The following is a 23,786-nucleotide window of genomic DNA, read 5'->3' as shown; positions in this document are numbered from 1 at the left end:
GGCGCGTCTGGTCTGATGAATCGGGGCGAAGAAGGCGGGTGGAACGACGCGCGTCAGCGCGCGTCCTTGTGCATCCACTTGCGGCCCTCGATGGAGCCGTCGCGACGGGTCTTGTCGACGCGCCGCTGGCGCGCGAGCTTCGGATCGACGATCAACGGGCGGTAGATCTCGACGCGGTCGTGGTCGGCGAGCGGCGCGTCGAGCGCCGCGAGCTTGCCGAACACGCCGGTCTTCGCATGTGCGAGATCGATCTCCGGGTGCTGCGCGAGCACGCCGCTCGCGTCGATCGCCTCGCGCACGGTCGCGCCGTCGGGCAGCGATACCGGAATCAGCGTCTGGCGATCCGGCAGCGCGTAGCAGACTTCGATCGACAGCATCGCGTCACCCCTTCCCGTAGCGCTGGTCGGCACGCTTGACGAACGAATCGACGAACGTGTTCGCGATATGGCTGAACACGGGCCCGATGATCTTCTCGAGCAGGACGCTGGAGAACTCGTAGTGCAGCGCGAATTCGATCTTGCACGCATCGGCGCGCAGCGGGATGAAGCGCCACGAGCCCGTGAACTTCTTGAACGGGCCGTCGGTAAACTCCATGTCGATCCGCGTCGGACGCTGCTGCGTGTTGCGCGTCGCGAAATGCTGCTTGATGCCCTTGAAGTTGATGTCGATGCGCGCTTCCATCCCGCTGTCGTCCTGACGACGGACTTCGACGCCGCCGCACCACGGCAGGAAATTGGGGTAATCGGCCACGTCGGTGACGAGGTCGAACATCTGTTCCGCCGAGTGGCGGATCAATACGGTTTTCTGGACATCTGCCATAAATCGCGCGGCATCGCCTTAAGTGAGAACGCAAGCCGGGCGATTCCCGCCCCGCTTTGCTAAAATCGTGATTTTAAACGAGTTGGCCCGATCCTTTCATGAGCATCATCGACAATAGGAAAGCGCACTTCGATTATCACATCGAGGAGCGCTACGAGGCGGGGCTCGTGCTGGAGGGCTGGGAAGTCAAGGCGCTGCGCGCCGGCCGTGGCCAGATCAGGGAAGGCTACGTCGTCGTCAAGAACGCCGAGATCTTCTTGATCGGTACCCATATCAGCCCGCTGCCCGAAGCCTCGACGCACATCACCCCCGATCCGGTCCGCACGCGCAAGCTGCTGCTGCACCGTGAGGAAATCAAGAAACTGATCGGCAAGGTCGAGCAGCGCGGCTACACACTCGTGCCGCTGAACTTCCACTACAAGGGCGGTCGCGTGAAATGCGACATCGCGCTCGCGAAGGGCAAGAAGCTGCACGACAAGCGCGAAACCGAGAAGAAACGCGACTGGGAACGCGAAAAGGCGCGCATCATGCGCTCCGGCACCTGATTCGCCCAGCCTGCATCCCAAACGACACGGCCCGCTCGAAGCGGGCCGTGTTGCTTTCTGCGGTATCCGGCGTCGGAGCCGATCGCCGTGCGTTCAGCGCCCGCTCAACCCTTGCCGCCCGCGGCCGGTGTCGCGCGCTTCACGATCGACAGCGCCGACGCGATCGCCGTGCCCAGATCCGACAGGTTCGACGGCACGATCAGCGTATTGCCCTGCTTCGCGAGGTTCGAGAACGCGCCGACATACTGTTCGGCGACCTTCAGGTTGACGGCGTCCATCCCGCCCTGCGACTGGATCGCCAGCGCGATTTTCTGGATCGCCTGCGCGTTCGCCTCGGCAACCGCGAGAATCGCGGCCGCCTCGCCCTGCGCCTGGTTGATCGCGGCCTGCCGCTCGCCTTCCGACTTCTGGATCGCCGCCTCGCGCGCACCTGATGCGAGGTTGATCTGTTCCTGCTTGCGGCCTTCCGACGCGGCGATCAGCGCGCGCTTTTCGCGCTCGGCGGTGATCTGCGCCTGCATCGCGTGCAGGATCTCTTTCGGCGGCGTCAGGTCCTTGATCTCGTAACGCAGCACCTTCACGCCCCAGTTCGCCGCGGCCTGGTCGAGCGCCGACACGATATTGTGGTTGATGAAGTCGCGCTCCTCGAAGGTCTTGTCGAGCTCGAGCTTGCCGACCACCGAGCGCAACGTTGTCTGCGCGAGCTGCGTGATCGCCAGCACGAAGTTGCTCGACCCGTACGATGCCTTCATCGGATCGGTGACCTGGAAATACAGCACGCCGTCGACCTGCAGCTGCGTGTTGTCGCGCGTGATGCAGACCTGGCTCGGCACGTCGAGCGGAATTTCCTTCAGCATGTGCCGGTATGCGATCCGGTCGACGAACGGCAGCACGATATTGAGACCGGGCGACAGCGTCGCGTGATAGCGCCCGAAACGTTCGAGCACCCACGCATGCTGCTGCGGCACGATCTTCACCGTCTTCGACACGATCACGATGGCGATGACGAGCAGGACAACCCAGATGATCAGCGAATCCATGAAGCATTCCCTCCTTGTTGTATCAATGGACGATCAGCCCGCGGGTTTCGCTACGACGACGAGACAATTGCCGCGCACGGCACTCACCTGATACACGTGCGCATCGTCACGCTCGCCGCTCGCGAGTTCGACATCCCAGTCGGCGCCGCGATACTGCACGCGCGCGCGGCCGTCATGCCACGCGTCGACCGTGACGGTCGCGCCGATATCGAGATTGACGTCCGGATTCGTCGACGTGTCGCGCTTCTGCTTGCGCCCGAGCCCCGAGCGGCGCAGCACGACCATCGCGATGATCGCGACCGCCGCGGCTGCGCCGAACTGCGCGTGCGGCGCGAAGCCCGCGAGCTGCAGCAACGCGCCCGCGAGAAAGCCGAGCGCGATCATCAACAGATAGAACGTGCCGGTCAGCAATTCGGCCACGACCAGCACGCCGCCCCCGACCCACCAGAACAGATGCCCCGACATCATTGCGGTCTCCAGAAAAACACCCTCGACGCGTACCGGCAAACAAAAACACCCCGGTGCTTACCGGGGTGTTTATAGCATGAACCTTGCATTTTGCCTTCAACGAAAGCGCGGACGCACCGCCCTTTCGTCGAATCGGCATGACCGACCGTTACTTCCGCTTGGCCAGCGCCTGCCACGTATCGATGATCGTGTCGGGGTTCAGCGAGATCGACACGATGCCTTCGTCCGTCAGCCATTCCGCGAAGTCCGGGTGATCGGACGGGCCCTGACCGCAGATCCCGACATACTTGCCCATCTTGCGGCAGGTGTCGATCGCACGCTTGAGCAGGAACTTGACGGCCGGGTCGCGTTCGTCGAAGTCGGCAGCCAGCAGCTCCATGCCCGAGTCGCGGTCGAGGCCGAGCGTGAGCTGCGTGAGGTCGTTCGAACCGATCGAGAAACCGTCGAAGTGTTCCAGGAACTCTTCGGCCAGGATCGCGTTGGTCGGGACTTCGCACATCATCACGAGGCGCAGGCCGTTCTCGCCGCGCTTCAGGCCGAACTTCTCGAGCAGGCCGACGACACGCTCCGCCTGCTTCACGGTCCGCACGAACGGCACCATGATCTCGACGTTGGTCAGGCCCATCTCGTCACGCACGCGCTTCAGTGCACGGCATTCCATCTCGAATGCCTGCGCGAAGTCTTCGGCGATGTAGCGCGACGCGCCGCGGAAGCCCAGCATCGGGTTTTCTTCGTCCGGCTCGTAACGCGAACCGCCGATCAGCTTCTTGTACTCGTTCGACTTGAAGTCGGACAGACGCACGATCACGGGCTTCGGATAGAACGCCGCAGCGATCGTCGCAACGCCTTCCGTCAGCTTGTCGACATAGAACTGACGCGGCGACGCGTGACCGCGCGCAACGCTCTCGACCGCCTTCTTCAGATCCTGGTCGATGTTCGGGTATTCGAGGATCGCCTTCGGGTGCACGCCGATGTTGTTGTTGATGATGAACTCGAGACGCGCGAGGCCAACACCACCGTTCGGCAGTTGCGAGAAGTCGAACGCGAGCTGCGGGTTGCCGACGTTCATCATGATCTTGACCGGGATTTCCGGCAGTTCGCCGCGCTGCACTTCCGTGACTTCCGTCTCGAGCAGCCCGTCGTAGATCTTGCCTTCGTCGCCTTCCGCGCACGACACGGTGACGAGCGCGCCATCCTTCAGGATGTCGGTCGCGTCACCGCAGCCGACGACTGCCGGCACGCCGAGCTCACGCGCGATGATCGCCGCGTGGCAGGTCCGGCCGCCACGGTTCGTGACGATCGCCGACGCACGCTTCATCACCGGCTCCCAGTTCGGGTCGGTCATGTCGGCCACCAGCACGTCGCCCGGCTGCACGCGTTCCATTTCCGACGGATCCTGGATCACGCGCACGGGGCCCGCGCCGATCTTCTGACCGATCGCGCGACCCGTCGCCAGCACCTGCGACTGGCCCTTCAGCTTGAAGCGCTGCTCGGCCTTGCCGCTTGCCTGGCTCTTCACCGTTTCCGGACGTGCCTGCAGGATGAAGATCTTGCCGTCGCGACCGTCGCGGCCCCACTCGATGTCCATCGGACGCTGGTAGTGCTTCTCGATGATGACCGCGTACTTCGCGAGCTCGATCACGTCTTCGTCGGTGATCGAGTAGCGGTTGCGCTGCTCGTGCGGCACGTCGACCGTCTTCACGCGGCCCGGCTCGCCCGGCTGCGTGAATTCCATCTTGATCAGCTTCGAGCCGATCGAGCGGCGGATGATCGGGTACTTGTCCTGTGCGAGCGTCGTCTTGAACACGTAGAACTCGTCCGGGTTCACCGCACCCTGCACGACGGTTTCGCCCAGGCCGTAGCTCGACGTGATGAACACGGCGTCCTTGAAGCCCGATTCGGTATCGATCGTGAACATCACGCCGGCGGCGCCGACGTCCGAGCGGACCATGCGCTGCACACCGGCCGACAACGCGACTTCCGCGTGCGTGAAGCCCTTGTGCACGCGATACGAGATCGCGCGGTCGTTGTACAACGACGCGAACACGTGCTTCATGCGGTCGAGCACGTCGTCGATGCCGACGACGTTCAGATAGGACTCCTGCTGACCGGCGAACGAGGCGTCGGGCAGGTCTTCCGCGGTTGCGGACGAGCGCACGGCGAACGACAGTTCGCTCGGCGAGCCGCTCTTCAGGATTTCGAACTGTGCGCGGATTTCCTGCTCGAGACGCGCCTGCATCGGTGCGTCGACGATCCACTTGCGGATTTCGGCACCGGCTTCGGCGAGCGCCTTCACGTCGTCGATGTCGAGCGACTCGAGACGCTTGGCAATACGATCGGTCAGATCGTTGTGCGTGAGGAAATCACGGAACGCGAGCGCGGTCGTGGCGAAACCGGTGGGTACGCGAACGCCTGCCTCGGAAAGCTGGCTGATCATCTCGCCGAGCGATGCATTCTTGCCGCCCACGATCTCCACATCGGTCATCCGCAACTGCTCGAACGGGATTACATACGCCTGGTCCTTTGCGACGTTTGCTGCGTTAGTCATACAAGCCCCTAAGTGTGAAAAAAATGCTCGATTGCGCAAGTGGGCTCGGACGCGGGCGCTTGCAAAAAGGCGCGGCGCGTCTTGCGCAACCTGTTGGAGAAACAATCGCGGAACGGAATCGCTTCCGACCCGATTTGCAAAAATCCCGGCAGAAAGGCGATATATTCATACCAATCGCCGAACTTGCCGGGAGTTATGGATCACACGCGGCAAGCCCGGGGTGCCGTTGGCACCCTGCCCCCGCAATTGCTTATCCAACAGGTTGCCGCTATTCTACCGTGCCGGCTGCCGGATGTGGCGCGACCTTGTCACTGCGTCTGGAGGCGAACCTCCAGGCCCTCCGCGCAACTGCCCTTCACGCTCGACGCCCAGATTCATGCTGCCTACCGTTTTCATCGTCTCCGACGGCACCGGGATCACTGCCGAAACCTTCGCGCACTCGATCCTCTCCCAGTTCGATCAGAAATTCCGCCTCGTGCGCGTGCCGTTCGTCGACTCGCTCGAGAAAGCCTATGCGACCGTCGAAAAGATCAACGACGCCGCCGTGCACGACGGCCGTCGCGCGATCGTGTTCACGACGCTCGTCGACAGTGAGTCGAACGACATCGTCAAGCGCTCGAACGCGCTCGTGCTGGACATGTTCCAGCGCTTCGTCGAGCCGCTCGAACAGGAGCTGGAGCTCAAGTCGAGCCATGCGATGGGCCGCGGCCACCAGAACGCCGATACCGAGGAATACAAGACGCGGATCGAGGCGATCAACTTTTCGCTCGCGCACGACGACGGCCAGTCGAACCGCAACCTGTCGGAAGCCGACGTGATCCTGGTCGGCGTGTCGCGCAGCGGCAAGACGCCGACGAGCCTGTATCTCGCGATGCAGTACGGCGTGAAGGCGGCCAACTACCCGCTGATTCCGGAAGACTTCGAGCGCGGCAAGCTGCCGTCGGCGCTGTCGCCGTACAGCGAGAAGCTGTTCGGGCTGTCGATCGATCCGCAGCGCCTGTCGGAGATCCGCAACGAGCGCCGCCCGGGCAGCAAGTACGCGGCGCCCGAGAACTGCCGCTACGAGATCAACGAGGCCGAGGCGATGATGCGCCGCGAAGGGATCAAGTGGCTGTCGTCGACGCACAAGTCGATCGAGGAGATCGCGACGACGATCCTGCAGGAAATCCGTCTCGACCGACAGTCGTACTGATCGCCTGCCCGCCGGCGGCCGCCAGGCCGCCGCAACAAGCAAAAAGGCCGCGTCCGACGCGGCCTTTTTGCTTGTTGCGGCATGTGCACGGGCACGCCGCGCGTCACGTCGTCATCCGTGCCGCTGCTGCCGCACCTGCTCGAACAGGCACACCGCCGCTGCCGCCGCAACGTTCAGCGACTCCATTCCGCCCGGCTGCGGAATCGTCACGCGATGCGTGGCCGCGTCGCGCCAGAACGCCGACACGCCCGCGCCCTCGTTGCCGAACACCCATGCCACCGGCCCCGCGAGGTCGCAGTCGTAGATCGCCTGCGCGCCGTGCGAATCGGTCAGCGCGACCGGCACGTCGAGCCGCCCGGCGAGCGCGTCCGGCTCGACGTCCTCGTGGATCGACAGCAGGAAATGCGCGCCCATCCCCGAGCGCAGCACCTTCGACGACCAGGCATACGCGGTGCCCGGCGCGCAGAACACGTGCCGCACGCCGGCCGCCGCCGCACTGCGCAGGATCGACCCGACGTTGCCGGCGTCCTGCACGCCGTCGAGCACGACCGACGTGTGCGTCACGCGCTCGGGCAACGGCTGCGCGGGCCGGTCGACGAGCAGCAGGAAACCGACACCGCTGACCACGTTCGACAGTTGCCCGAACAGTGTATCGGGCAGCGTGACCACGCGCTGCGCGTCGATGCGCGCGATGATCGCCTGCGCCTCGACGTGCTCGAGCGCGCCTTCGGTCGCGACGCACAGCTCGGGCGTGGCGCCCGTGTCGAGATACGCGCTCGCGAGATGGAACCCTTCGAGCAGCGCCTGGCCGCCGCGGCGCTGCTGGGACGTCGAACCCGCGAGCGCCTTCAGACGCTTGTACAGCGGGTTGTCGCGGGAAGTAATGCTTTTCATCAGAGGGCCTGTTCCCGCTAATAACGGGCTTGCGAACGTGCCTTGCCGGTCGCAGTGCAAGAAGCAAGGAGCGCCGTTTGGCCGAGCCAAACAAGCGACGCGCGACGCCGCAATGCGGCCGGCAAGGCACGTTCCCTAAACTAAAAAATCCCTTTCCAGGGGCTGGCCCGTTATTAGCGGGGGCAGGCCCTCAGATCGAGCGCCGCGCGCACGGGTGCGAACGAGCGCCGATGCGCTTCGCACGGGCCGTGTTCGCGCAGCGCAGCAAGGTGTTTCGCGGTGCCGTACCCGGCGTGCACGTTGAAGCCGTACACCGGGAAGCGGTCATGCAGGTCGACGAGCATCCGGTCGCGCGTGACCTTGGCAAGGATCGACGCGGCCGAGATGCTCGGCACGAGCGCGTCGCCGCTGACGATCGCCTCGGCACGCACCATCAGCGTCGGACAGCGATTGCCGTCGATCTGCGCGAGCGTCGGCAGCACCGACAGGCCCTCGACGGCCCGCTTCATCGCGAGCATCGTCGCGTGCAGGATGTTGAGCGTGTCGATTTCGTCGACACTCGCCGACGCGACGCAATACGCGCGAGAACGCGAGACGATCAGTTCGTACAGTGCGTCGCGCTTCTTGGCGGACAGCGCCTTCGAATCGTCGAGCCCGTCGATCGGCTGCGCGGGATCGAGAATCACCGCGGCGGCGACCACCGGCCCCGCGAGCGGGCCGCGGCCGGCTTCGTCGACGCCGCAGACGATCTCGTCGGGGCGACTGAAGTCGAACCCGCCCTGCGCGTCGATCGACGCGCGGCGGCGTGATACACGGACCGTCGTCATGCGCGCCCCTTGCGTTGCTCGAGCACGCGTACGACCGCTTCGGCGGCCTTCGCGGCCGTGTTCTGCCGCAGCGACACATGCATTTCGGTAAAGACTTCGGTCAGCGTGCGGCGGTTCGCGTCGTCGCGCAGCTGCGTGAGCGTCGCATCGGCGAGCGCCTCGGGCGTCGCGAAATGCTGCAGCAACTCGGGCACGACGAAGCGCCCCGCCAGGATGTTCGGCAAGCCGACATACGGCAGATAGCCCTGCCGGCGCATGATCTGCCCGGTCAGCCAGGGCACCTTGTACGAGATCACCATCGGCTTCTTCAGCAACGCGGCTTCCAGCGTGACGGTGCCGCTCTTCACGAGGATCGCGTCGGCAGCCGTCATCGCGACCTGCGAGCGGCCGTCGGTGATCGTCAGTGCAAGTTGCGGATGTGCGTCGACGAGCGGTTGCAGCAGCTCGCGCAGCGCGGGCGTCGCCGCCGGCATCACGAACCGCACACCGGGCTCGCGCTGCTGCATCAGCGCCATCGCCGCGAAGAACGTCGGGCCGATCAGCCCGATCTCCGAGCGCCGGCTGCCCGGCAGCACCGCAATCACGGGGCCGTCGGGCGGCAGCCCGAGCGCGATGCGCGCGCCGTGCGTGTCGGGCTCGAGCGGGATCTCGTCGGCAAGCGGATGGCCGACGTACGTCGACGCGACGCCCGCCTTGTCGAGCAGCGCCGGTTCGAACGGGAACAGGCACAGCATGTGATCGACGGACTTCGCGATCTTCTTGATCCGGCCGCCGCGCCATGCCCAGATCGACGGGCACACGAAATGGATCGACGGAATGCCCGCGTCGCGCACCGCCTGTTCGACGTTGAAGTTGAAGTCGGGGGCATCCACGCCGATGAACGCGTCCGGCCGCTCCGCGAGCAACTGGCGCTTCAGTTCGCCGCGAATCCGCAGGATCTCGGGGATCTGGCCCAGTGCCTCGACGTAACCGCGCACCGTCAGCTTGTCCATCTGCCAGTGCGAGTCGAAGCCATGCGCGAGCATCCGCTGCCCGCCGATCCCGTAATACTGGGTCGACGCGGGCAGACGCTCGTGAAGTCCGCCGAGCAGCGAGGCCGCGAGCAGGTCGCCCGACGGCTCGCCGGCCACCATCGCGAGCCGGATCTGATTGGTCGGGAGCGACATCGCTTAGCGGATGATGCCGCGCTGCGACGCGTCGACGAACTCGACGAGCGCGGTGACGGCCGCGTCGCCTTCGCCGCCTGCCGTCGCCAGTTCGCGCAACTGCACCTTCGCTTCCTCGAGCGACAGGCCGCTCTTGTACAGCACGCGGTAGGCGCTGCGCAGCGCCGAGATCGCGTCGGGCGAGAAACCACGCCGGCGCAAACCTTCGACGTTGATGCCGTGCGGCTCGGCCTTGTTGCCGGCTGCGATCACGAACGGCGGCACGTCCTGCACGAGCGCCGATGCGCCGCCCAGCATCGAGTGCGCGCCGATACGCACGAACTGGTGAACGCCCGACATCCCGCCGATGATCGCGAAGTCGCCGATCTCGACGTGACCGGCCATCTGCGCGTTGCTCGACAGGATCACGTTGTTACCGACGCTGCAATCATGACCGATGTGCACATAGGCCATGATCCAGTTGTCGTCGCCGAGCGTCGTCACACCGACATCCTGCACGGTGCCCGTGTGGATCGTCGTGAATTCGCGGATCGTGTTGCGGTTACCGATCTCGAGCCGGGTCGGCTCGTCCTTGTACTTCATGTCCTGCGGACGGCCGCCGACCGACGCGTAGTGGCCGATGCGGTTGTCCTCGCCGAGCGTCGTGTGACCTTCGATCACGCTGTGCGAGCCGATCGTCGTACGCGCGCCGATCCTGACGTGCGGCCCGACGATCGCGTACGGCCCGATCTCGACGGACTCGTCGATCTGCGCGCCCGGTTCGACGATCGCGGTGGGATGAATCCTGGTCATGCGCCGTTGCCTCTCGATATGATGTGTCGCGTTGCGTTGCCCATGCGTGCCGCGTCGCTCAAGGCGCCGCGTCGGCCGTCTTGACCGTGCACATCAGTTCGGCTTCCGCCGCCACCTTGCCGTCCACTTCCGCCACCGCCTTGAACTTCCAGATGCCGCGGATGTAGCGCTCGAACGTCACGTTCAGAATCAGTTGGTCGCCCGGTTCGACCACGCGCTTGAAACGCGCGCCGTCGATCCCGACGAAGTAGTACAGCGTATTTTCCGGATCCTTCGGCTGCTCTTCCGAGAACGTCAGCAGCGCGGCGGCCTGAGCAAGCGCCTCGAGGATCAGCACGCCCGGCATCACGGGCCGCTTCGGGAAATGCCCCTGGAAGAACGGCTCGTTGATCGACACGTTCTTCAGCGCTTTGATCCCTTTGTGCGGTTCGAGTTCGAGCACGCGATCGACGAGCAGAATCGGATAGCGGTGCGGCAGCAGCGTGAGGATCTTGTGGATGTCGAGATTGATTTTTTCAGTGCTCATGATGGTTCGTCTCACGCAGGTGCTGCGCGGTGGTGATGCAAAGGCTGAAGCGGGCCGCCACGCGGCCCATTCTGGCAAACCGGGCCGGATGCGCTGGCCGTGCCCGGTTCGTGGTCTCGCATGATGGGGTCAGGCGTCCGTGCCGCCCTGGGCGGCGAGCGCGGTTTCAAGTGCCTTGATGCGGTCGCGCAGCTTGTCGAGATTGCGCACGAGCGCGGCGCTCCGGTTCCAGTCGCCGTGGTCGACGGCCGGGAACGCGCTCGTGTAGATGCCGGCCTTCGGCAGCGACTTCGACACGCCCGACTTCGCGGTGATGATGACATAGTCGCCGAGCGTCACGTGGCCGGCGATGCCCGCCGCGCCACCGATCATGCAGTGGCGGCCGATCGTCGTACTGCCCGCGATGCCCGCGTTGCCGGCGATCACCGTATACGCGCCGATCCGGCAGTTGTGGCCGATCTGGACCAGGTTGTCGATCTTCACGCATTCCTCGATGACGGTGTCCGCCATCGCGCCGCGATCGATCGTCGTGTTCGCGCCGATCTCGACATCCGGGCCGATCGACACGCCGCCGACCTGCGGGATCTTGACCCAGCTGCCGGTGCGCGCGTCGCCGTCGCCGACGAAATCCGGCGCGAAGCCGAAGCCGTCGGAGCCGATCACGGCGCCCGAGTGGATGATCGCGCGCGGGCCGATCTTGCAGCCGTGGTACACCGACGCGTTCGGATACAGGTGCGAATTCGCGCCGATCGTCGTGCCGCGGCCGACGAATACGTTCGCGTCGAGTTGCACGCCGTCCTCGATCACCGCACCGGCTTCGACCGTCACGTGCGGGCCGACCACCGCGCTCGCGGCGACCTTCGCGGCCGGATCGATCGTTGCGCTCGGATGCACGCCGGCCGCGCGCTGCGGCGTGGCGAGATCGATGAACATCTGCGCGACGCGTGCGAAGTACGCGTACGGATTCGGCGTCACGATGAAATTGCGGGGGCCGGCCTGCCGGGGGCCGTCAGCGGCCGCGCGCAGCTTTTCGAGATCCTTCGGCGCGATCAGCACCGCGCCGGCGCGGGTCATTTCGACCTGCGACAGGTACTTCGGATTCGCGAGAAACGCGAGTTGCTGAGGGCCTGCCTGGTCGAGCGGCGCGAGGCTGCTCACCTTGCACTGGGCGTCGCCGGCGATCTCGCCGCCGAACCGCTTTACGAGTTCCTCAAGCGTCAATGCCATTCGTCGTCTGCTCCGTTCAGTTCGTCGAGCCGGACGCGAGCGCCTTGAGCACCTTGTCGGTGATGTCGATGCGCGGGCTGACGTACACGGCTTCCTGCACGATCAGGTCGTAATTCTGCTGCTCGGCGATCTGCTTGATGACCCGGTTCGCACGCTCCAGCACGGCAGCGAGTTCCTCGTTGCGGCGCTGGTTCAGGTCTTCGCGAAACTCGCGCTGCTTGCGCTGGAAGTCGGTATCGAGCTGCGCGAGATCGCGTTGCTTCTGCGCGCGATCGGCCGCCGACAGCGACGCGCCGTTCTTGTCCAGCGAATCGGACATCGACTTCAGGCGGGCCGCCATGTCCTGCAGATCCTTGTCACGCTTCGCGAACTCGGCTTCGAGCTTCGTCTGCGCCGCCTTGGCGGGCGCGGACTCGCGCAGGATCCGATCCGAATTGACCGCCGCGATGCGGGCGACGTCCTGAGCGTGTGCCGTCGCCGCGCCCAAGGCCAGCGCAACGGTCAGCGCACACATCACTCGTTTCGAAAACTTACCGGTTAGCAAAATTACCCTCTCGTTGCTGTTGTCATGCGTTCGATCAGAACGCCGTCCCGATCTGGAACTGGAATTTCTGGTACTGGTCGCCTTCGTGCTTCTGCAGCGGGAAACCAAGGCTCAGCTTGAGCGGGCCGATCGGCGAAATCCACGCCAGACCGACACCGTAGCCGTAACGCAGGCCGTTCGCACCGGTACTCGTGCCGCCCGGCGCGTTGCCCCACACGTTACCGCCGTCGAAGAACGTGAACACGCGCAGCGTGCGGTCGTAGCCGGTACCCGGCAGCGGGAACGTCAGTTCGACGTTACCCACGACCATCTTCGAACCGCCGATCGGGTCGTTGGTCGTCGTGTCGCGCGGGCCCAGCGAGCTCGGCTCGTAGCCGCGCACGGAGCCGATACCGCCCGCGTAGTAGTTCTTGAAGATCGGGTACGAGTTGCCGATACCGTTACCGTAACCGCCTTGCAGGTTCATGCCCAGGATGAAGCCGCGCGAGAACGAATAGTAGTACTGCGCCTGCAGGTCGGCCTTGTAGTACTGGATCTTGCCGATCGGCGCACCGTACTCGACGTTCGCCTGCGTGAAGTAGCCGCGGCTCGGAATCAGCGCGCTGTCACGCGCGTCGCGCGACCAGGCCACCGTCAGCGGCGCGGTGTTCGACACGCGGCCGAACTCGTTCACGTAATCCTTGTAGCTCTGCGGCGTCGCCGAGTCGACGTCGAGACGGTTCTGCTCGAGACCGACGCCGAAGTACACGGTATCGACTTCCGAGAACGGAATACCGAACTTCAGGTCGCCACCCGCGCTGATGATCCGGAAGCTCGAGCTCGTCGAATAGTAGAGCGGCTGGTACGTGCGGTAGTAGACGTCCGTGATCCGCTTGATGCCGTCGACCGTGAAGTACGGATCGACCTGCGTGACGGTCAGCGTGCGGTAGCTGCGTGCGGTGTTGACGTTCACCGACAGGCTCGTGCCCGAACCGAACACGTTGTCCTGCGACACGCCGGCCGACAGCACGACCTTGTCCGTCGACGAGAAGCCCGCGCCCAGCGTGATCGCGCCGGTCGGCTTTTCGTCGACCTTCACGTTCACGTCGACCTGGTCGTTCGTGCCTTCGACCGGCACCGTCGTCACGTCGACGTTGGTGAAGTAGCCGAGACGGTTCACGCGGTCCTTCGACAGCGCGAGGCGGTTCGAATCGAACCACGAGCTTTCGAGCTGGCGCATTTCGCGGCGCACGACTTCGTCACGTGTACGCGTGTTGCCGACGACGTTGATGCGGCGCACGTACACGCGGCGGCTCGGATCGACGACGAGGTTCAGGTTCACCTTGTGGTTCGCCTGGTCGATCTCCGGCTGTGCGTTGACGGTCGCGAATGCGTAACCGTATTCGCCCAGCTTGTCGACGATCGACTTGGTGGTTTGCTGCAGCTTTTCGGCCGAGAAGCGATCGCCCGGCTTGATCTTGATCAGCTTGGTCAGTTCGGCCTGGCGATCGAGCAAGTTGCCCGACAGCTTGATGCCCGACACCGTGTACGGCTCGCCTTCGTGCAGCGTGACCGTCAGGTACATGTCCTTCTTGTCGGGCGAGATCGACACCTGGGTCGACTCGATGTTGAACTCGAGATAGCCGCGGTTCAGGTAGTACGAGCGCACGGCCTCGAGGTCGCCCGTCAGCTTTTCCTTCGAGTACAGGTCGTTCTTCGTGTACCAGGAGAACCAGTTCGGCGTCGACAGCTGCATTTCGTCGCGCAGCGTGCCGGTGCTGAACGCCTTGTTGCCGATGAAGTTGATCTGGCGGATCTTCGCGCTCGGACCTTCGGCGACCGCGAACAGGATCGACACGCGGTTCGCGTCGACCGGCGTGATCGTCGTCTTGACCTCGGCCGCGTAGAAGCCGCGCGTCAGGTACTGACGCTTGAGCTCCTGTTCCGCCTTGTCGACCAGCGCCTTGTCGTAATAACGACCGTCGGCCAGGCCGACCGCGCGCAGCGCCTTCGTCAGGTTGTCCTTGTCGAATTCCTTCGTGCCGGTGAAGTCGATCGACGCGATGGCCGGACGCTCCTGCACCTGCACGATCACGACGTTGCCTTGCGTCGCGATGCGCACGTCGTTGAAAAAGCCCGTCGCGTACAGCGCGCGAATTGCTTCGGATGCCTTGTCGTCGGTGAAGGTATCGCCCTGCTTGATCGGCAGGTAGGCGAACACCGAGCCCGCTTCGACGCGCTGCAACCCCTCGATCTTGATGTCTTGCACCACGAACGGTGCCGCTGCATGCGCCGCGAGGCCGTGAGCGGCGAGCGCGGCCGCTGCAACTGTCTTAGGTACAAAGCGATGAGGTTTGAACAACGTGCATCCCCAATATTTAGCTGCATCAAATCAGGCGGCTGCCCAGCGGCGGCCGCCTGACGCTTCAGAAATGGATTAACCGAGCCAGGTCGTTGAACAGCGCGATCGCCGACAACGCGACGATGCAGATCAACCCGGCTCTTTGCAGAATCAGCTGCCAACGCTCCGAGATGGCTTTCCCGGTCGCGGCTTCAACCAGATAATATAACAGATGCCCCCCGTCCAAAACGGGAATCGGCAGCAAGTTCAGTACCCCAAGGCTAATGCTGACAAGGGCGAGAAACGACAGGAAGGCCGACGGACCGAGCCGCGCGCTCTTGCCCGCGTAGTCGGCAATCGTCACCGGGCCGGACAGGTTCTTCAGCGATGCGTTGCCCGTAATCATCCGCCCGAACATCTTCAGCGAATAGACGGAGATGTCCCACGTGCGGTGCGCGCCGAGCTGCAGGCTCTCGATCGGCCCGTAGCGCACGTCGACCGACGGCGTGTGCATCGACAGCGCTGCGCCGATGCGGCCAACCTCCTGCCCCGTGTCGTCGTCGCGCTGCGTCTGCGGCACGACCGACATGGTCTGCGTGGCGCCGCCACGCTCGATCTGCAGCTCGACCGCCTTGCCCGCATGGTGCTTCACCGTGTCGATGAAGCGCGATGCGCCGCCGATGGGCGCACCGTCGAGCGCGAGCAGCTTGTCGCCGGCCTTCAGGCCCGCCTGCTCGGCCGCGCTGCCGGGCTGCACCGACGCCACCGACAACGTGCCGCCGCCGGTCTCGAAGCCCAGGTGCGTCATGAAATCGTCGTCGAGCTCGCTTTCGGGGACGTTGCGCAGATCGACTCGGAAGTCGAACGTCGAGCCGTCGTCGCGTGCGCCGAGCACGATCTCGCGATGATCGAATGCAGCGGACAGCAGCTTCCAGCGCAGGTCCGACCACGACCGCACGGGCTCGGACTCGCTGCCGTGCTCGTCGCGGATCGATACGATCGTCTCGCCGCCGTCGAAGCCCGCGCGCGCCGCGACCGTGCCGGTGGCCGGCGGTGCGAGCACCGCGACCGGTTCGGTCACGCCGGTTGCGAATACGACGGAAAACAGGACAATTGCCAACAGGAAGTTCGCGATCGGGCCAGCGGCGACAATCGCGATGCGCTTGAACACCGATTGCCGGTTGAACGCCTGGTCGAGCTCTTCGGGCTTGATGTCCGGTCCCGGCTCGCGTTCGTCCAGCATCTTCACGTAACCGCCGAGCGGCAATGCGGAGAGCGTCCATTCGGTGCCGGTCTTGCGGCTGACCCAACGGGCGACGGGCTGGCCGAAACCAATCGAGAAACGCAGCACCTTCACGCCGCACCAGCGCGCGACGCGATAATGTCCGTACTCATGCACGACGACCAGCACCCCGATCGCCACCGCAAACGCGATCAGTTCGACCAGCACGTTCATGAGCACCTCATTCAGACAGTACGCTCCACGCGGGGCGCAGGCGCTTTGGCAATGATGTCAGCGGCGAGGCGGCGTGCCTCGGCATCCGCCGCCAGGACGTCGTCGAGCCCGTTCGGGTTCCGGTTCGGCAGTGCGTTGAGCACGGCGTCGACCGTCGCCGCAATCGCCATGAAGCCGATCCGGCGCTCGAGAAACGCTTCGACCGCGATTTCGTTCGCCGCGTTCAGTGCGGCGCTCGCGATGCCGCCCTCTTCAAGCGCCTTCAGCGCGAGCGCGAGGCACGGGAAACGCGTGTAGTCGGGCTTTTCGAACGACAGTTGCGCGATCTGCGCGAGGTCGAGCTGCTCGACGCCCGCGTCGACACGTTCCGGGAACGCGAGCGCGTGCGCGATCGGCGTACGCATGTCGGGGTTGCCGAGTTGCGCGAGCACCGAACCGTCGCGGTACGACACCAGCGAATGGATCACGCTTTGCGGATGGATCAGCACCTCGATCCGGTCGCCGGCCAAGCCGAAGATCCAGTGCGCCTCGATCACCTCGAGGCCCTTGTTCATCATCGTCGCGGAATCGACCGAGATCTTGCGGCCCATCACCCAGTTCGGATGCTTGCAGGCTTCGTCCGGCGTCACGTCGACGAGCGTGGCCGGCTCGCGCGTGCGGAACGGGCCGCCCGACGCGGTCAGGATGATCTTCGAGATCCCGCCGTGCTCGTTCACGTCGCGCGGCATGCACTGGAAGATCGCGTTGTGTTCGCTGTCGACCGGCAGCAAGATCGCGCCATGGTCGCGCACTGCGTCCATGAAGATCCCGCCCGACATCACGAGCGATTCCTTGTTCGCGAGCAGGATGCGCTTGCCGGCGCGCGCGGCCGCGAGGCTCGGCGCGAGGCCGGCCGCGCCGACGATCGCCGCGACGACCGTGTCGCACCCGTCGCTCTCCGACACGTCGACGAGCGCCTGCGGCCCGTACAGCACCGTGGTCTTGCTGCCGGCCGCGCGCAGTTTCGCTTCGACGTGCGCGGCCGTTGCCGCATCGCCGACCACCGCGACTTCCGGTGCAAAGCGCAGGCACTGCTCGACGAGCTTGTCGCCATTGCGGTGCGCGGTCAGCGCGTAGACCGAGAAACGCTCGGGATGGCGGGCGACCACGTCGAGCGTGCTGTCTCCGATCGAGCCCGTGGAACCGAGCAGTGTCAGACGTTTTTGCATAACAGAAATAGTGGTTTAACCAAGCAGCAGCATCGCGAGCGGCAGCACCGGCAGCAGCGCATCGACGCGGTCGAGCACGCCGCCGTGACCGGGCAGCAGTCCGCTCGAATCCTTCACGCCCGCCTGACGCTTGAGCAGCGACTCGAACAGGTCGCCGATCACGCTGTAGACGACCAGCAGCGTCAGCGCGGCCCACGCGCCGGACATCCCGTAGCGTGCAGCAAATGCAGAAAACAGGGTCGGCTCGAACCAGTGCGCGGCCATCGCGACACCGGCCACGACCATCACGGCAAGCCAGCCGCCGATCGCGCCTTCCCAGCTCTTGCCGGGACTGATCGTGATCGCCAGTTTACGCTTTCCGAAGGCCTTGCCCGCGAAGTATGCGCCGATATCGGCCAGCCAGACGACCAGAAGCAGCGACAACACGAACGGCACGCCCTGCGCACGCGCCGCGACGAGCGCATGCCAGCAGGCCGCGAAGACCAGCAGTCCGGCTGCGAGCAGGAACGGCCGCCAGATGCCGGCCGCGAGCGTCGGCTTGCGCCGCAGCGCGAACGGACCGACCAGCAGCCAGAACACGCCGGCCGCCATGAAAAGGGGACGGGATGAAGCCGCGTCGTGGCCGAGCGGCACGGTCGCCGCGAGCGCCAGCGCCGCGACGACGGCATAGACGACGGAACCGGCGCCGCCCAGCTTCAGCAGGCGCGCCCATTCCCACGCGGCGAACACGAGCACGACGCCGATCAGCGCGCCGAACGCCGTGAGCGGCGCGAACAGCGTCACCGGCAGCAGCACTGCCAGCATCACGATCGCCGTGATCACACGGGTTTTCAGCATGAAAGGGAGTCGGCGTCCTGCGATTGCGGTTCGAGTTGCGCGCTGGTGCGCCCGAAACGGCGCTCGCGCTCGGTATACGACGCGATCGCGTCGGCCAGCGCCGCGCCGTCGAAGTCGGGCCAGTATTTGTCGGTGAAATAGAATTCGGCGTACGCGAGCTGCCACAGCAGGAAATTGCTGACGCGCTGCTCGCCGCCGGTACGGATGAAGAGATCGGGCTCCGGCGCGTAGGCCATCGCCAGGTGCGGCGCGAACGCGTCTTCGGTCACGTCGACCTCGCGCCCCTCGCGCACCGATTGCTCGATGAGCTTCTTCGTCGCCTGCAGGATGTCCCAGCGGCCGCCGTAGTTCGCGGCGATCGTCAGGGTCAGGCGGGTGTTGCGCGCCGTCTTGGTTTCGGCGCGACGGATCAGGTCGCGGATGCGCGGCTCGAAGCGGTCGAGGTCGCCCACGACACGCAGACGGATCCCGTTTGCGTGCAGCTTGCCGACTTCGCGCTCCAGCGCGGTGATGAACAGCCGCATCAGGAACGATACTTCTTCGTTCGGACGCCGCCAGTTTTCCGAGCTGAACGCGAACAGCGTCAGGTATTCGACGCCGGCGCGCGCGCAGCCTTCGACCACCGCCCGCACGGCATCCACGCCGCGGGTGTGCCCCGCGACGCGCGGCAAGCGGCGTTCGGTCGCCCAACGGCCGTTGCCGTCCATGATGATCGCGATGTGACGCGGCACGGCGCCGACGTCAGGCACGCGAACGGTAGAGCTGGTATAAGTCATGGCCGTTGAGACAGTAATGCGGGAAGAAGGCGGCGCGCGAGGACGGTCGTCAGACCGTCATGATCTCGGCTTCCTTGCTCTGCACGAGCTTGTCGATTTCGGTGACGTGCTTGTCCGTCAGCTTCTGCACGTCGTCGCTCGCACGGCGCTCGTCGTCTTCCGAGATTTCCTTGTCCTTCACGAGCTTCTTGAGCGCTTCGTTCGCGTCGCGGCGCAGGTTGCGGATCGCGACCTTGGCCGTTTCGCCTTCGCTCTTGACCACCTTGGTCAGCTCGCGGCGGCGCTCTTCCGTCAGCGCGGGCATCGGCACGCGGATCTGGTCGCCGGACGTGGCCGGGTTCAGGCCGAGATCGGCTTCGCGGATGGCCTTCTCGACCTTCGCGACCATGTTCTTTTCCCACGGCTGCACGCCGATCGTGCGCGCATCGACGAGCGTCAGGTTCGCGACCTGCGAGATCGGCACCATCGACCCGTAGTAGTCGACCTGCACGTGATCGAGCAGACCGGCATGTGCACGGCCCGTGCGGATCTTCGCCAGATCGTTCTTGAACGCTTCGATCGAGCGCTGCATCTTCTGCTCTACGCCCTTCTTGACATCAGCGACACTCATTTCAACCTCCGAACCTTCAAACCTTCAAAGAACGCGGGCCCCGCCCGGCGCGCTTCGCGCCACGGCCGACGGCCCACGCCGCTTGCCCGCATCCGCGGGAGTTTACACGTGGACGAGCGTACCTTCGTCCTCGCCCAGCACGATGCGCTTGAGCGCGCCCGGCTTGTTGATCGAAAACACACGAATCGGCAGCTTCTGATCGCGGCACAGCGCGAAGGCCGTCGCGTCCATCACCTGCAGATTGCGGCTGATCGCCTCGTCGAAGCTGATCGTCGTGTAGCGCGTGGCCGACGGATCCTTCTTCGGATCGGCAGAATATACGCCATCGACCTTGGTCGCCTTCAATACGACCTCGGCGCCCACTTCCGAACCGCGCAGTGCGGCGGCCGTGTCCGTCGTGAAGAACGGGTTGCCCGTGCCGGCCGCGAAGATCACGACCTTGCCTTCCTCGAGCTGGCGGATCGCGCGGGGCCGGATATACGGCTCGACGACCTGATCCATGCGCAGCGCGGACTGCACGCGCGCGACGATACCGGCGTGGCGCATCGCGTCCTGCAGCGCCAGCGCGTTCATCATCGTCGCCAGCATCCCCATGTAGTCGGCCGTTGCGCGGTCCATGCCCGCCGCACCGCCCGCGACACCGCGGAAAATGTTACCGCCGCCGATCACGACAGCGAGCTGCGTGCCGAGACCCACGACTTCGGCGATATCCGCCACCATCCGCTCGATCGTCGCGCGATTGATGCCGAAGGCATCGTCGCCCATCAGCGCTTCGCCGGAGAGTTTGAGGAGGACGCGTTTATAGGCATTGGACATAGGGGCTTCCGAGCGACGAGAGGATGACAACCACGAACTGTAGGGGCGAAATACTGATTCGGGCAAGCGCCGACGGTCGGACCGGGGTTCCCGGCCGGCCGGCGGCGCCGCCGGCCGCGGCGGAGCGGACGCCCGCCGCGGATACTACCTGACTGCTTACTGCTGCTTTGCTGCTGCGACTTGCGCGGCCACTTCGGCGGCGAAGTCGTCCTGGCGCTTCTCGATGCCTTCGCCGACGACGAACAGCGCGAACTTCTGCACTGCCGAGTTCGCCGCCTTCAGCATCTGCTCGATCGTCTGCTTGTCGTTCTTAACGAACGTCTGGTTCAGCAGCGACACTTCCTTCAGGTACTTCTGGACGCTGCCTTCGACCATCTTCGCGACGATTTCAGCCGGCTTGCCCGATTCGGCAGCCTTCTGCTCGGCGACGCGACGTTCCGTGTCGATCAGTTCGGCCGGCACGTCAGCTGCCGACAGTGCGACCGGCTTCATCGCGGCGATGTGCATCGCGACGTCCTTGCCGACCTGCTCCTCCGCACCCGTGTACTCAACGATCACGCCGATACGCGCGCCGTGCAGGTACGTTGCGATCTTGTTCGCGGTTTCGAAACGCACGAAACGGCGGATCGAGACGTTTTCGCCAATCTTGCCGACCAGCGCCAGACGCACTGCGTCGACCGTCGAACCTTCCAGCGGCAGCGCCGACAGCGCAGCCACGTCGGCCGGGTTTTGCGTCGCGACGAGTTCTGCAACCGTCTTCGAGAATGCGAGGAAGTCGTCGTTCTTCGCGACGAAGTCGGTTTCGCAATTGAGCTCGACCAGCGAGCCCGCGTTGCCGCCGACGAACGATGCGACGACGCCTTCAGCCGTCACGCGCGATGCCGCCTTGCTCGCCTTGTTGCCGAGCTTGACGCGCAGCAGCTCTTCAGCCTTGGCCAGATCGCCATCAGCTTCCGTCAGCGCCTTCTTGCACTCCATCATCGGTGCGTCGGTCTTTGCGCGCAGTTCTGCCACCATGCTTGCGGTAATTGCCGCCATCATTCGCTCCTTGAGTCTGTATTCACAACGCCGTCCGCTTGGACGCGAACGGCCGAAAATCGTTTCCGGACCCGCGCCGATTCGGCGCGATCAGGTCCGGCGCACAAGCTTAAAAAAAGGGGGCCTGTTGAGAGCCCCCTTTTTGCGCCGGCTCGGGGCCAGTTACGCGTTTTCCTCGACGTATTCGTCGTCGCCGCGTGCGGCCTGGACCACTTCGTTGACCGCGTTCGCACGGCCTTCGAGGATCGCGTCGGCCACGCCTTCAGCGTACAGCGCGACTGCCTTGCTCGAGTCGTCGTTACCCGGGATCACGTAATCCACACCTTCCGGCGAGTGGTTCGTATCGACCACGGCGATGACCGGCACGCCCAGCTTGTTCGCTTCCGTGACGGCAATCTTGTGGTAGCCGACGTCGACGACGAAGATCGCGTCCGGAATGCCGCCCATGTCCTTCACGCCGCCGATCGACTTCTGCAGCTTGGCGATTTCACGTTCGAACAGCAGCGCTTCCTTCTTGCTCATCTTCTCGGTTTCGCCCGATTCGACAGCCGCTTCCATGTCCTTCAGGCGCTTGATCGATACCTTCAGCGTCTTGAAGTTGGTCATCATGCCGCCGAGCCAGCGTGCGTTGACGTACGGCATGCCCGCGCGTTGCGCTTCCTGAGCGATCGTGTCGCGCGACTGGCGCTTCGTACCGACGAACAGGATCGTGCCGCGGTTAGCTGCCAGCTGACGCACGTACTTCTGTGCGTCCGTGAACATCGGCAGCGTCTTTTCGAGGTTGATGATGTGAATCTTGTTGCGGTGACCGAAAATGAACGGAGCCATCTTCGGGTTCCAGAAGCGCGTCTGGTGACCGAAGTGGACACCCGCTTCCAGCATTTGGCGCATCGTAACTGCCATGTAAATTCTCCACGAGGGTTGGGTCTTAAGCCGGCTGCCGTACCGCCGCGCGAACGCGCCCCGAAGGACCTTCGTTCCGCGCGGCCGGCACCCTGGTTGCGCCGGCTTGCGATTCGACACGTGCGAAAATGCCCGTGCCGCAAGCCTTTCATCGCCACGGCCGCCCCGCCCGAGGCAGGTTCGGCATTTGGATGTCGACTTAGCCAAAGAGTATAGCACGCCGATTTGTCGGCTCTCAAGTCGCCCGCCACTTTTGCTTGCCGCGCGGCAGCGGGCCGGACAATCCGCGAAAACCCGCATCCGCACCGCCGGCAGGGGCTGCGAGGGCCGCCATAAGGTGCGATAATCCGTCAATTCACCGCATTCCAGGCATACCTCGATGGCTATTACGCTCAAAAACGAACACGACATCGCCGAGATGCGCGTCGCCTGCCGTCTCGCGAGCGAAGTGCTCGACTTCATCACCCCGCACGTCGTCGCGGGCGTCACGACCGCCGAGCTCGACCGGCTCTGTCACGAATTCATGCTCAACGAGCAGGGCACGATCCCCGCGCCGCTGAACTATCAGCCGCCCGGCTATCCGCCGTACCCGAAGGCAACCTGCATTTCGGTCAACGACGTGATCTGCCACGGCATCCCGGGCGAGAAGGTCGTCAAGAACGGCGATGCGCTGAACATCGACATCACCGTGATCAAGAACGGCTACTTCGGCGACACCAGCCGGATGTTCATCGTCGGCGAAGGCTCGATCCTCGCGAAGCGCCTCGTGCAGACCACCTACGAGTGCATGTGGCTCGGCATCGACCAGGTCAAGCCGGGCGCACACCTCGGCGACATCGGCTATGCGATCCAGAAGCACGCGGAAGCGCAAGGCTACAGCGTCGTGCGCGAATACTGCGGCCACGGCATCGGCACGGTGTTCCACGAAGATCCGCAGGTCGTCCACTACGGCCGTCCGGGCACCGGTATCGAGCTGAAGGCCGGGATGATCTTCACGATCGAGCCGATGATCAACGCCGGCAAGCGCGACATCCGCACGATGCCCGACCAGTGGACGGTCAAGACGCGCGATCGCAGCCTGTCCGCGCAGTGGGAACACACGGTACTCGTCACCGAGACGGGTTACGACGTGCTGACCGTGTCGGCCGGCACGCCCGCGCGGCCGGTGTTCGCGCAACCGGCCGCCGCAGTCTGAGCGCCGTCGCGCCAGCCCGCCCTGCCCGCACCTGACCCG

24 protein-coding genes are annotated in these 23,786 nt (G+C 64.8%); 3 read left to right on the top strand and 21 right to left on the bottom strand.

Annotation, left to right across the window (positions count from 1 at the left end; genetic code table 11):
• Positions 1 to 53 precede the first annotated feature (53 nt).
• The gene (locus tag BX604_RS34495; protein WP_098555805.1) at positions 54 to 377 is read right to left on the bottom strand and encodes an RnfH family protein; all 324 of its coding nucleotides are present in this window, start codon (positions 375 to 377) and stop codon (positions 54 to 56) included.
• A 4-nt stretch (positions 378 to 381) separates the two neighbouring features.
• Positions 382 to 819 (bottom strand): type II toxin-antitoxin system RatA family toxin, encoded by a 438-nt coding sequence (locus tag BX604_RS34490; protein WP_098555803.1) that lies wholly within the window; start codon positions 817 to 819, stop codon positions 382 to 384.
• A 98-nt stretch (positions 820 to 917) separates the two neighbouring features.
• Here BX604_RS34490 and smpB point away from each other — a divergent pair, with 98 nt between their 5' ends.
• Positions 918 to 1,364 carry an SsrA-binding protein SmpB gene (smpB, locus tag BX604_RS34485; protein ID WP_098555800.1) on the top strand — a complete coding sequence of 149 codons (447 nt, stop codon included), beginning with the start codon at positions 918 to 920 and terminating at the stop codon, positions 1,362 to 1,364.
• A 104-nt stretch (positions 1,365 to 1,468) separates the two neighbouring features.
• Here the strand turns inward: smpB and BX604_RS34480 are convergent, their stop codons facing one another.
• The 3 genes from BX604_RS34480 to ppsA form a co-directional block, all read right to left on the bottom strand.
• Positions 1,469 to 2,404 (bottom strand): SPFH domain-containing protein, encoded by a 936-nt coding sequence (locus BX604_RS34480; protein ID WP_098555798.1) that lies wholly within the window; start codon positions 2,402 to 2,404, stop codon positions 1,469 to 1,471.
• Between the two features lie 33 nt (positions 2,405 to 2,437).
• A complete protein-coding gene (locus tag BX604_RS34475) occupies positions 2,438 to 2,872 on the bottom strand; it encodes an NfeD family protein (protein WP_098555795.1) in 435 nt (144 codons plus the stop codon).
• Positions 2,873 to 3,020: 148 nt separating this feature from the next.
• Entirely contained in the window at positions 3,021 to 5,420 is a 2,400-nt protein-coding gene (gene ppsA, locus BX604_RS34470; protein ID WP_098555794.1) for a phosphoenolpyruvate synthase, read from the bottom strand.
• A 376-nt stretch (positions 5,421 to 5,796) separates the two neighbouring features.
• Between ppsA and ppsR the strand changes: the two genes are divergently transcribed.
• Positions 5,797 to 6,612, top strand: a complete 816-nt coding sequence (gene ppsR, locus BX604_RS34460) for a posphoenolpyruvate synthetase regulatory kinase/phosphorylase PpsR (protein WP_098555793.1) — start codon at positions 5,797 to 5,799, stop codon at positions 6,610 to 6,612.
• A gap of 111 nt (positions 6,613 to 6,723) precedes the next feature.
• Here the strand turns inward: ppsR and BX604_RS34455 are convergent, their stop codons facing one another.
• From BX604_RS34455 to rpsB, 16 genes are all read right to left on the bottom strand, one after another.
• The gene (locus BX604_RS34455) at positions 6,724 to 7,506 is read right to left on the bottom strand and encodes a TrmH family RNA methyltransferase (RefSeq protein ID WP_098555792.1); all 783 of its coding nucleotides are present in this window, start codon (positions 7,504 to 7,506) and stop codon (positions 6,724 to 6,726) included.
• A 173-nt stretch (positions 7,507 to 7,679) separates the two neighbouring features.
• Positions 7,680 to 8,333: a ribonuclease HII gene (gene rnhB / locus BX604_RS34450; RefSeq protein ID WP_098555791.1), complete on the bottom strand. Its 654-nt coding sequence runs from the start codon at positions 8,331 to 8,333 to the stop codon at positions 7,680 to 7,682.
• Positions 8,330 to 9,499, bottom strand: a complete 1,170-nt coding sequence (gene lpxB, locus BX604_RS34445; RefSeq protein ID WP_096503343.1) for a lipid-A-disaccharide synthase — start codon at positions 9,497 to 9,499, stop codon at positions 8,330 to 8,332. Before lpxB ends, rnhB begins: the two co-directional genes overlap by 4 nt.
• A gap of 3 nt (positions 9,500 to 9,502) precedes the next feature.
• Positions 9,503 to 10,291 (bottom strand): acyl-ACP--UDP-N-acetylglucosamine O-acyltransferase, encoded by a 789-nt coding sequence (gene lpxA, locus BX604_RS34440; RefSeq protein WP_098555790.1) that lies wholly within the window; start codon positions 10,289 to 10,291, stop codon positions 9,503 to 9,505.
• Positions 10,292 to 10,349: 58 nt separating this feature from the next.
• Positions 10,350 to 10,817 carry a 3-hydroxyacyl-ACP dehydratase FabZ gene (gene fabZ, locus BX604_RS34435; protein WP_006402657.1) on the bottom strand — a complete coding sequence of 156 codons (468 nt, stop codon included), beginning with the start codon at positions 10,815 to 10,817 and terminating at the stop codon, positions 10,350 to 10,352.
• Between the two features lie 129 nt (positions 10,818 to 10,946).
• On the bottom strand, positions 10,947 to 12,044 hold the full coding sequence (gene lpxD / locus BX604_RS34430) for a UDP-3-O-(3-hydroxymyristoyl)glucosamine N-acyltransferase (protein WP_098555788.1): 1,098 nt from the start codon (positions 12,042 to 12,044) through the stop codon (positions 10,947 to 10,949).
• Positions 12,045 to 12,060: 16 nt separating this feature from the next.
• Positions 12,061 to 12,558 carry an OmpH family outer membrane protein gene (locus tag BX604_RS34425; protein WP_175684732.1) on the bottom strand — a complete coding sequence of 166 codons (498 nt, stop codon included), beginning with the start codon at positions 12,556 to 12,558 and terminating at the stop codon, positions 12,061 to 12,063.
• A 64-nt stretch (positions 12,559 to 12,622) separates the two neighbouring features.
• The gene (bamA, locus tag BX604_RS34420; RefSeq protein ID WP_098555786.1) at positions 12,623 to 14,929 is read right to left on the bottom strand and encodes an outer membrane protein assembly factor BamA; all 2,307 of its coding nucleotides are present in this window, start codon (positions 14,927 to 14,929) and stop codon (positions 12,623 to 12,625) included.
• Positions 14,930 to 14,993: 64 nt separating this feature from the next.
• Positions 14,994 to 16,364, bottom strand: coding sequence for an RIP metalloprotease RseP (rseP, locus tag BX604_RS34415; protein ID WP_098555785.1), 1,371 nt, complete (start codon positions 16,362 to 16,364; stop codon positions 14,994 to 14,996).
• A gap of 11 nt (positions 16,365 to 16,375) precedes the next feature.
• The gene (locus BX604_RS34410) at positions 16,376 to 17,572 is read right to left on the bottom strand and encodes a 1-deoxy-D-xylulose-5-phosphate reductoisomerase (protein ID WP_098555784.1); all 1,197 of its coding nucleotides are present in this window, start codon (positions 17,570 to 17,572) and stop codon (positions 16,376 to 16,378) included.
• Positions 17,573 to 17,587: 15 nt separating this feature from the next.
• Complete coding sequence (locus BX604_RS34405; protein ID WP_098555783.1) at positions 17,588 to 18,409, bottom strand: phosphatidate cytidylyltransferase; 822 nt, start codon at positions 18,407 to 18,409, stop codon at positions 17,588 to 17,590.
• Positions 18,403 to 19,185, bottom strand: coding sequence for a polyprenyl diphosphate synthase (gene uppS, locus BX604_RS34400; RefSeq protein ID WP_098555781.1), 783 nt, complete (start codon positions 19,183 to 19,185; stop codon positions 18,403 to 18,405). Before uppS ends, BX604_RS34405 begins: the two co-directional genes overlap by 7 nt.
• A 49-nt stretch (positions 19,186 to 19,234) precedes the next feature.
• Positions 19,235 to 19,795 (bottom strand): ribosome recycling factor, encoded by a 561-nt coding sequence (frr, locus tag BX604_RS34395; protein ID WP_098555779.1) that lies wholly within the window; start codon positions 19,793 to 19,795, stop codon positions 19,235 to 19,237.
• 102 nt (positions 19,796 to 19,897) lie between these two features.
• The gene (pyrH, locus tag BX604_RS34390) at positions 19,898 to 20,611 is read right to left on the bottom strand and encodes a UMP kinase (RefSeq protein ID WP_011885142.1); all 714 of its coding nucleotides are present in this window, start codon (positions 20,609 to 20,611) and stop codon (positions 19,898 to 19,900) included.
• Positions 20,612 to 20,767: 156 nt separating this feature from the next.
• Positions 20,768 to 21,649 (bottom strand): translation elongation factor Ts, encoded by an 882-nt coding sequence (tsf, locus tag BX604_RS34385; RefSeq protein ID WP_098556556.1) that lies wholly within the window; start codon positions 21,647 to 21,649, stop codon positions 20,768 to 20,770.
• 162 nt (positions 21,650 to 21,811) lie between these two features.
• Positions 21,812 to 22,552, bottom strand: coding sequence for a 30S ribosomal protein S2 (gene rpsB / locus BX604_RS34380; protein ID WP_011352461.1), 741 nt, complete (start codon positions 22,550 to 22,552; stop codon positions 21,812 to 21,814).
• A gap of 379 nt (positions 22,553 to 22,931) precedes the next feature.
• Between rpsB and map the strand changes: the two genes are divergently transcribed.
• Positions 22,932 to 23,747: a type I methionyl aminopeptidase gene (map, locus tag BX604_RS34370; protein WP_098555777.1), complete on the top strand. Its 816-nt coding sequence runs from the start codon at positions 22,932 to 22,934 to the stop codon at positions 23,745 to 23,747.
• The last annotated feature ends 39 nt before the right edge of the window (positions 23,748 to 23,786 follow it).

This window comes from Burkholderia sp. JKS000303 (assembly GCF_002563755.1).
In the GTDB taxonomy this organism is placed as follows: Bacteria; Pseudomonadota; Gammaproteobacteria; order Burkholderiales; family Burkholderiaceae; genus Burkholderia; species Burkholderia anthina_B.
The sequence above is the reverse complement of the archived record's forward strand: the minus strand, read 5'-3'. Positions and strand labels throughout refer to the sequence as shown.

Bases quoted from the DNA above. Each gene is read 5' to 3' on its own strand.
- BX604_RS34495 (WP_098555805.1), bottom strand. From the start codon at position 377: ATGCTGTCGATCGAAGTCTGCTACGCGCTGCCGGATCGCCAGACGCTG.
- BX604_RS34490 (WP_098555803.1), bottom strand. From the start codon at position 819: ATGGCAGATGTCCAGAAAACCGTATTGATCCGCCACTCGGCGGAACAG.
- smpB (WP_098555800.1), top strand. From the start codon at position 918: ATGAGCATCATCGACAATAGGAAAGCGCACTTCGATTATCACATCGAG.
- BX604_RS34480 (WP_098555798.1), bottom strand. From the start codon at position 2,404: ATGGATTCGCTGATCATCTGGGTTGTCCTGCTCGTCATCGCCATCGTG.
- BX604_RS34475 (WP_098555795.1), bottom strand. From the start codon at position 2,872: ATGATGTCGGGGCATCTGTTCTGGTGGGTCGGGGGCGGCGTGCTGGTC.
- ppsA (WP_098555794.1), bottom strand. From the start codon at position 5,420: ATGACTAACGCAGCAAACGTCGCAAAGGACCAGGCGTATGTAATCCCG.
- ppsR (WP_098555793.1), top strand. From the start codon at position 5,797: ATGCTGCCTACCGTTTTCATCGTCTCCGACGGCACCGGGATCACTGCC.
- BX604_RS34455 (WP_098555792.1), bottom strand. From the start codon at position 7,506: ATGAAAAGCATTACTTCCCGCGACAACCCGCTGTACAAGCGTCTGAAG.
- rnhB (WP_098555791.1), bottom strand. From the start codon at position 8,333: ATGACGACGGTCCGTGTATCACGCCGCCGCGCGTCGATCGACGCGCAG.
- lpxB (WP_096503343.1), bottom strand. From the start codon at position 9,499: ATGTCGCTCCCGACCAATCAGATCCGGCTCGCGATGGTGGCCGGCGAG.
- lpxA (WP_098555790.1), bottom strand. From the start codon at position 10,291: ATGACCAGGATTCATCCCACCGCGATCGTCGAACCGGGCGCGCAGATC.
- fabZ (WP_006402657.1), bottom strand. From the start codon at position 10,817: ATGAGCACTGAAAAAATCAATCTCGACATCCACAAGATCCTCACGCTG.
- lpxD (WP_098555788.1), bottom strand. From the start codon at position 12,044: ATGGCATTGACGCTTGAGGAACTCGTAAAGCGGTTCGGCGGCGAGATC.
- BX604_RS34425 (WP_175684732.1), bottom strand. From the start codon at position 12,558: ATGTGTGCGCTGACCGTTGCGCTGGCCTTGGGCGCGGCGACGGCACAC.
- rseP (WP_098555785.1), bottom strand. From the start codon at position 16,364: ATGAACGTGCTGGTCGAACTGATCGCGTTTGCGGTGGCGATCGGGGTG.
- BX604_RS34410 (WP_098555784.1), bottom strand. From the start codon at position 17,572: ATGCAAAAACGTCTGACACTGCTCGGTTCCACGGGCTCGATCGGAGAC.
- BX604_RS34405 (WP_098555783.1), bottom strand. From the start codon at position 18,409: ATGCTGAAAACCCGTGTGATCACGGCGATCGTGATGCTGGCAGTGCTG.
- uppS (WP_098555781.1), bottom strand. From the start codon at position 19,185: ATGACTTATACCAGCTCTACCGTTCGCGTGCCTGACGTCGGCGCCGTG.
- frr (WP_098555779.1), bottom strand. From the start codon at position 19,795: ATGAGTGTCGCTGATGTCAAGAAGGGCGTAGAGCAGAAGATGCAGCGC.
- pyrH (WP_011885142.1), bottom strand. From the start codon at position 20,611: ATGTCCAATGCCTATAAACGCGTCCTCCTCAAACTCTCCGGCGAAGCG.
- tsf (WP_098556556.1), bottom strand. From the start codon at position 21,649: ATGGCGGCAATTACCGCAAGCATGGTGGCAGAACTGCGCGCAAAGACC.
- rpsB (WP_011352461.1), bottom strand. From the start codon at position 22,552: ATGGCAGTTACGATGCGCCAAATGCTGGAAGCGGGTGTCCACTTCGGT.
- map (WP_098555777.1), top strand. From the start codon at position 22,932: ATGGCTATTACGCTCAAAAACGAACACGACATCGCCGAGATGCGCGTC.